Source organism: Kitasatospora misakiensis (assembly GCF_042656005.1).
GTDB classification, from domain to species: Bacteria; Actinomycetota; Actinomycetes; order Streptomycetales; family Streptomycetaceae; genus Kitasatospora; species Kitasatospora misakiensis.
The window spans coordinates 57,032-63,804 of record NZ_JBHSOF010000050.1 but is presented as its reverse complement, the minus strand read 5'-3'; the positions used below and the strand labels follow the sequence as shown (position 1 = coordinate 63,804).

Sequence of the window (6,773 nt, the reverse complement as noted above, 5' to 3'; positions counted from 1 at the left end):
CCGCCACCGCCGCCACCGCCGCCACCGCCGCCACCGCCGGCCACGCCCGCGCCGCCCGCACCGCCGCCGCCGCCGCGGCCGCCCTGGCCGCCGTTCGCGCCGGGGAAGGAGCCGTTGGGGAAGCCGTTGGACCCGCTGGTGGAGGGCAGCTCGACCTTGTCGCCCGCGTTCAGCCCGGAGGTCACCTGCACGGTGGTGTCGCCCTCGACGCCGACCCCGACGGTGACCCGTTCGGTGCCGCCGTCCTGGTGGAGCACGGTCGCGGTCCGGCTCGTACCGGTGCCGGAGAGCGCCGCGGTGGGCAGCGAGAGGGCGTTGTCCGCCTCGCCGGTGACCACCGAGACGGTCGCGCTGAGGCCGGTCCGCAGCTTGCCGGTGTCCCCGCTGATCTGGAGCGTCGCCGAGTACTGCACGGCGGCCGCGCCGCCGCCGGAGCCGCTCACCGGCAGCGGGCTGACCGACAGCACCGAGGCGTTGAACTTACTGTCCGACTGCGCGTTCAGGCTGACGGTGGCCGCCTCGCCCTTCTTGAGCTTGAGCGAGTCCAGCTCGGAGAAGTTCGCGGTGACCTGCATCCCGGTCGGGTTGGTCAGCACGATGAAGCCGCTGGGGGCGGCGGCCGAGCCGGTGGCCGACTTGGCGGCGGTGGAGGTGGAGCCGCCGCCCGGCGCGCCGACCGTGTCACCGACCTTGGCCGCCACCGAGGCGACCGTGCCGTCCACCGAGGCGGTGAGCTTCGTCCCGGCCAGCGCCGTCCGGGCGTTGGCGAGGGCGGTCTGCGCGGCGTCGAGCTGCTGCTCGGCCTGGGCGACCGCCGCGTCGTCCACCTTGGTGGTGCTGATGGTGGTGGTCTGCGGTTCCGGGAGGGCGGCCGGCGGCGCCTGGACGGTGGCCTGCGCGGAGGGGCTCGCGCCGGAGGGGTCGGCCTGCGGGGCGGACGCGCCGCTCCCGCCCGACCCGCGGCCGCCCGCGCCGGACCCGCCGGACCCGCCGGACGTACCGCCGCCCGACGAACCCGATGAGCCCGACGAGCCGTTGGCCTTGGCCGGCAGCTGCTGGACGGTCGTCGTGGTGACGCCGGCGCGGGCCTTGGCCAGGTTGACGGTGGCGGTGTTCAGCGCGGCCTGCGCGGCGTCCACCTGCTGCTGGGCCGCGGTGGTGTCGACGGTGGCGAGCACCTGCCCCTTGGCCACCTGGTCGCCGACTCCGACCAGGACGGCGGTGAGCCGCCCTCCGGTGGTGAAGTCCTGGGCGGCGTCGGTGGGCGAGGTCAGGGTGCCGGTTCCGGACACCGTGGCCAGGACCGTGCCCTTGGTCACGGTCGCCGTACGGACCGGGGCTCTGGCCGTCGTCGTGCTGGGGCCGTCGTCCAGCACGGTGTACGCCAGGGCGGCGGCACCGAGCAGGGCCACGCCGAGCACGGAGTTGACGAGGACGGCACCTCGCCGTCGGGGGAACACCTTCATGGCGGACAGCTTCCCGGGGCGCTCTTGCACCGTCCTGGGCGCCGCCTGGGAGAAGGCTGACCGGCCGAACCGGACATTTGCCGCGCACCGCCCGCCGCGGGGGCCGGCTTGGCGGGCGGCGGGCGAGCCGTTGACCGATCTCCCAGCCACCTCCCAGGGATCCCCAGGCACTCCCGGTCCACCGGCCCCACCGCCAGGCCCGCCCCCGGCCCTGGCCAAAGGCGCGCCCCCGGCCCCGTCCAAGGCCCCGAAAACGCCCCCGCCCCCCGTCCCCGCCCCCGTCCATAGGCCCCGAAAACGCCGCGGCGGAGCGGGCGGCCGCTCCGGGCCCGTCCCGCTCCGCCGCGACCGACGGGGCTACAGCTCCTTGCGGAACGCCTCCGCCACCGCGAGGAAGATCGAGTTGCCCTCGACCTCGCCGATCGAGATCCGCACGCCCTCCGGGAACGGCCGGACGATCACGCCGGCCTCGGCGCACGCGGCCGCGAAGTCCTGCGAGCGCTCGCCCAGCTCCAGCCAGACGAAGTTGGCCTGCGAGTCCGGGATCTCCCAGCCCTGGGCGCGCAGCCCGGCCACCACCCGGGTCCGCTCCTCGACCAGCGCGTCCACCCGGACCATCAGGGCGTCCTCGGCGCGCAGCGAGGCGACGGCGGCGTCCTGGGCGAGCTGGGTGACGCCGAACGGCACCGCCGTCTTGCGCAGGGCGGCCGCCACCGGCTCGTGCGCGATCGCGAAGCCGACCCGCATCCCGGCCAGGCCGTAGGCCTTGGAGAAGGTGCGCAGCACGCAGACGTTCGGGCGGTCCCGGTAGAGGTCTATGCCGTTGGGCACCTCGGGGTCGCGGATGAACTCGATGTACGCCTCGTCGACGACGATCAGCACCTCGGCCGGGACGGCGTCCAGGAAGCGCTCCAGCTCGGCGCGGTGGATCACGTTGCCGGTGGGGTTGTTGGGGTTGCAGACGAAGATCAGCCGGGTCCGCTCGGTGATCGCGGCGAGCATCGCGTCCAGGTCGTGGTCCCCGCCGGCGGTGAGCGCCACCGGGACCGGGGTCGCGCCGGCGATCTGGGTGATGATCGGGTACGCCTCGAAGGAGCGCCAGGCGAAGATCACCTCGTCGCCCGGGCCGGCCGTGGAGAGGATCAGCGACTGGGCGACGCCGACCGAGCCGGTGCCGGTGGCGATGTGCTCGGCCGGCACGTCGAAGTGCTTGGCCAGCTCGGCGGTCAGCTCGGTGGCGGCCAGGTCCGGGTAGCGGTTGAGCTTGCCGGCCGCCGCGACCGCCGCCTCCAGCACGCCCGGGAGCGGCTCGTACGGGTTCTCGTTGGACGACAGCTTGTACGCGTCGGCGCCCGCCGGCTTGCCGGGCTTGTAGGTGGGGATGCCGTCCAGGGTCGGCCTGAGGCGGGGGCCCTGTGCTGCGGTCACGGTCGGTCTCCTTCGGTCTGTCCGCTGCGTTCGCCCGTCACGGCCGGGGTCGCCGCCGTGCCCGGCAGTCGGAACGCGCGCGGGTTCCTCCCCGGTCGGGTGCCCTGAACGATACCGATCGCACTCACCCGAAGGGGTGAGATGCCCGGTCGGGTTACAGGCGCAGATCAGCCATTCTGCAGGGTTCCAATGGCACATGTCAGAGGTAAAGCGGCTGGTTCCAAACGGGTATCGAAGGGGCGCACGCGGGCTCACTCATGGAGAAACGTATCTCCACAGGCTCCCAATGCGCCGGTCACAGACCCTTGTCAGGAGCCATACGATCGGTCCGCCATGACAGCAGCAGCCAACCAGAGCGGTCGGCGACCCACCACCTCACGGCGTCTGGAGCGGGCCGGCATCCGGGATGTGGCAGCAGCCGCCGGAGTGTCGATCACCACCGTCTCCGACGCGCTGAACGGGAAGGGCCGCCTGCCCGACGAGACCAGAAGCCGGGTGCGCGAAGTCGCCGAGCGCCTCGGCTACCGCCCCTCGGCGGCCGCCCGAACCCTGCGCACCGGACGGTCCGGCCTGATCGGCCTGACCGTCACGACCTACGGCGAAGAGCCGTTCACCTTCACCGAGTTCGCCTACTTCGCCGAGATGGCCCGGGCCGCCACCAGCGCCGCCCTGGGCCGCGGCTACGCCCTGGTCGTGCTGCCCGCCTCCTCCCGGCACGACGTCTGGGGCAACATCGCCCTGGACGGCACCGTGGTGATCGACCCGCCCGACCAGGACCCGCTGGTCAGCGAGCTGTACCGGTCCGGGGTCCCGGTGGTCAGCGACGGCAAGCCGGGCAACTGCCCGGTCACCGCCTGGGTGGACAACGACCACGAGGCCGCCGTGCTCGGCATCCTCGACCACCTCTCCGAGGCCGGCGCCCGCCGGATCGGCCTGCTCACCGGCACCAGCACCGACACCTACACCCGGCTCTCCACCGAGGCCTACCTCGCCTGGTGCGCCAAGGTCGGCCAGGAGCCGGTCTACGAGACCTACCCCGCGCACGACCCGGCGGCCGGCGCCGTCGCCGCCGACCGGCTGCTGGCCCGCCCGGACCGGCCGGACGCCGTCTACGGCCTCTTCGACCCCAACGGCACCGACCTGCTCGCCGCCGCCCGCCGCTACGGCATGCGGGTGCCGGACGACCTGCTGCTGGTCTGCTGCAGCGAGAGCGACGTGTACGCGACCACCGAGCCGCCGATCACCACCCTGTCGCTCAAACCGCGGCGGATCGGCACCACCGTGGTGAACCTCCTGATCGACGCCATCGAGGGAGTGGACTCCGGCACCGGCGTCGACATCGCCCGGCTCTTCCCGCCGCGCTTCCGCACCGCCGGCACCGGCCCGCCGCCCGGCACCCTGATGCCCACCGAACTCATCGTCCGCGCCTCCTCGCAACGACGGAGCCCGCGCACCACGGTCAGCCCGCCCCGCCCGCCGGGCGAGGTGTGATCCCCGGACCGCGCCCCCCGCGGGCGTGGTCTGGACCATGCCGAGTCGGGACAAAACGGACCTGAAGGACCGCCCGACTGACGCTCCGGAGGATTGGATACCCACCAGGTGACGACGCCGGGAGAGTGGTCTTCCTATGATGGGCGAATGACACCCGAGGACCGCTTCCCCGGGCCTGAACACCCGGACTCAGGCCCACGCCACCAGCCGGACCTCGACGTGCTGCCCTACGGCACCTATTACGAACCGGACGCCGCCGCGGGCTACCCCCCGGCCGGCTACGAGGCCGAGACCTACAGCGGCTACGGCGGCGCCCGCTACCTCGAACAGCACTGGCCGGCCACCGGCCCGGACCAGGGCCACACCGTGCACGCCCCCGGCGCGCAGGACGCACCCGGCGGCCACCCCGGCCTCAACGGGCACACCGCACACGCCGGTTACGAGCCCACCCTGCCCGACCGCCCCTCCCCCGCCCAGGGCGGCCACCCCGGCCCCGGGCAGCAGAACGACGACCCGCCGACCATCGAGCTCGGCCCCCCGCTCGCCGAACCCGGCCTGCCCTACCACCCGTACCCGGCGCCCGGCCCGGGCGAGCCGCCCGGCCCGCTCTACGTCGTCGGCGACGTGCACGGCTACCTCGACGAGCTCCGCACCGAGCTGCGCCACCAGGGCCTGATCGACGCCGACGGCCACTGGTCCGCCGGCCGCTCCCGGATCTGGTTCCTCGGCGACTTCACCGACCGCGGCCCGGACGGCATCGGCGTCATCGACCTGGTCATGCAGCTCGCCGCCGAGGCCGCCGCGGCCGGCGGCTACTGCCGCGCCCTGATGGGCAACCACGAACTGCTCTTCCTGGGCGCCTCCCGGTACGGCGACGAGCCCGTCCAGTCCACCGCCGGCACCGCCTCCTTCCTCGCCGCCTGGCGGCTCAACGGCGGACAGCAGAACGACCTGGACCGCCTGGAGGCGCACCACATCAGCTGGCTCTCCCGGCTCCCGGCGATCGCCCTGGAGGACGGCCACCTGCTGCTGCACTCCGACACCACGGCGTACCTGGAGTACGGCGAGTCCATCCCCGAGGTCAACGACGCCGTCCACGACCTGCTCGCGGACGAGGGCGTCGACGAGTGGTGGGACTGCTTCCGCCGGTTCACCAAGCGCTTCGCCTTCCGCGGCGACTCCGGCCCGACGGCCGTCCGCGAGCTGCTGGACACCTACGGCGGCACGCGCGTCGTGCACGGGCACAGCCCGATCCCGTACCTCACCGGCGCGGTGCACGCCGACGACGGCATGCCGCCGCACGTCCCGGGCCCGTACGTCTACGCGGACGACCTGGCCGTCGCCATGGACGGCGGCGTGACCATGGAGGGCCGGCTGCTGGTCTCCCGCCTGCCGATCTGAGCCGGCGCACGCCCCACCGGGGCCGGACCGCGCGCGGTCCGGCCCTTTCGGCCGCCCGGAACCGGCGCGTTGCTCACCACATGTGACGAACCGTCGACCGAACGCGCGTTCCCGGCGCGCGGGCGGTCGCGCACGCGCACCCCGGGGCGCGAAATTCCGCAAAGTCACTGTTGACCCAGCCGTACCCGCCCCTACCATCGGGGGCACACCACACCCGGCCGCCCCTCCCGGCGGCCCGACTCCCGCGCCCCCGCCCCGCACCCGTGGGCGGAGCGTACGGGGCTTTGCCTGAACGGGGTCCCCATGAACGACGCCCCGCACCTGCTCGCCGAGGACCGCCCGGACTTCGAGCGCCTCCTCGACGAAGCACTGCGCGACGACACCCTCCGCACCGTCCTGCGCGCCCCCGGCGCGCCCACCCCCGACGACCTGCGCGCCCACGCCCTCACCGAGGCCGACACCGTCGCCGCCCCGGCGGCCACCGAGTACCAGCACTACCTGCGACTGCGCGAGAACCTGCGCACCACCCCGCCGGCCCCCGCCCTGCCGGGCGAGCCCACCGCCCCCGCGCTGCTCACCCAGCTGCGCTCGGCGAACGGCGGCGCCGGACTGATCCCGGTGCTCACCGTGCTCACCCCGATCCTCGCCTGGGCGGCCGCGCTGGTCCTGCTGCTGCTCGGCTACGCCCTGCGCGCCGCCGACCCGGACCTCGCCCTGGGCCACTCGCTGCTCACCGCCGGGTGGCTCGCCCTCGCCGCCGGCGCGGCCGCGATGGCCGTCGGCATCGTCGGCCTGATCCTCACCGCCCTGCGGGACGGCTCCGCCCCGCCCGTCGTGCCCGTCCCGCCCGGCACCGACCCGGAGCTCGCCGCCGAACTCGACGACGCCCGCCGCGACTGGCAGCGCGCCCTCCGCGAGCGGGCCCTCGTCCCCCACCTGACGGCGGCGGCTGCGCCACCTCCGCTCACTCCACGTCAATGATCATCG

5 protein-coding genes are annotated in these 6,773 nt (G+C 74.4%); 3 read left to right on the top strand and 2 right to left on the bottom strand.

What is annotated here, in order from left to right; translation table 11 throughout:
- Both ACFP3U_RS29585 and hisC read right to left on the bottom strand, forming a co-directional pair.
- On the bottom strand, positions 1-1,466 hold a 1,466-nt coding region (locus ACFP3U_RS29585), incomplete at its 3' end, for an efflux RND transporter periplasmic adaptor subunit (RefSeq protein ID WP_380228779.1).
- Positions 1,467-1,823: 357 nt separating this feature from the next.
- Positions 1,824-2,894: a histidinol-phosphate transaminase gene (gene hisC, locus ACFP3U_RS29580; RefSeq protein WP_380228778.1), complete on the bottom strand. Its 1,071-nt coding sequence runs from the start codon at positions 2,892-2,894 to the stop codon at positions 1,824-1,826.
- A 333-nt stretch (positions 2,895-3,227) separates the two neighbouring features.
- Between hisC and ACFP3U_RS29575 the strand changes: the two genes are divergently transcribed.
- The 3 genes from ACFP3U_RS29575 to ACFP3U_RS29565 all read left to right on the top strand — a co-directional run bounded on the left by ACFP3U_RS29575 (position 3,228) and on the right by ACFP3U_RS29565 (position 6,767).
- On the top strand, positions 3,228-4,385 hold the full coding sequence (locus ACFP3U_RS29575) for a LacI family DNA-binding transcriptional regulator (RefSeq protein WP_380228777.1): 1,158 nt from the start codon (positions 3,228-3,230) through the stop codon (positions 4,383-4,385).
- Positions 4,386-4,532: 147 nt separating this feature from the next.
- A complete protein-coding gene (locus tag ACFP3U_RS29570) occupies positions 4,533-5,786 on the top strand; it encodes a metallophosphoesterase (protein ID WP_380228776.1) in 1,254 nt (417 codons plus the stop codon).
- A 303-nt stretch (positions 5,787-6,089) separates the two neighbouring features.
- The gene (locus ACFP3U_RS29565; RefSeq protein WP_380228775.1) at positions 6,090-6,767 is read left to right on the top strand and encodes a hypothetical protein; all 678 of its coding nucleotides are present in this window, start codon (positions 6,090-6,092) and stop codon (positions 6,765-6,767) included.
- The last annotated feature ends 6 nt before the right edge of the window (positions 6,768-6,773 follow it).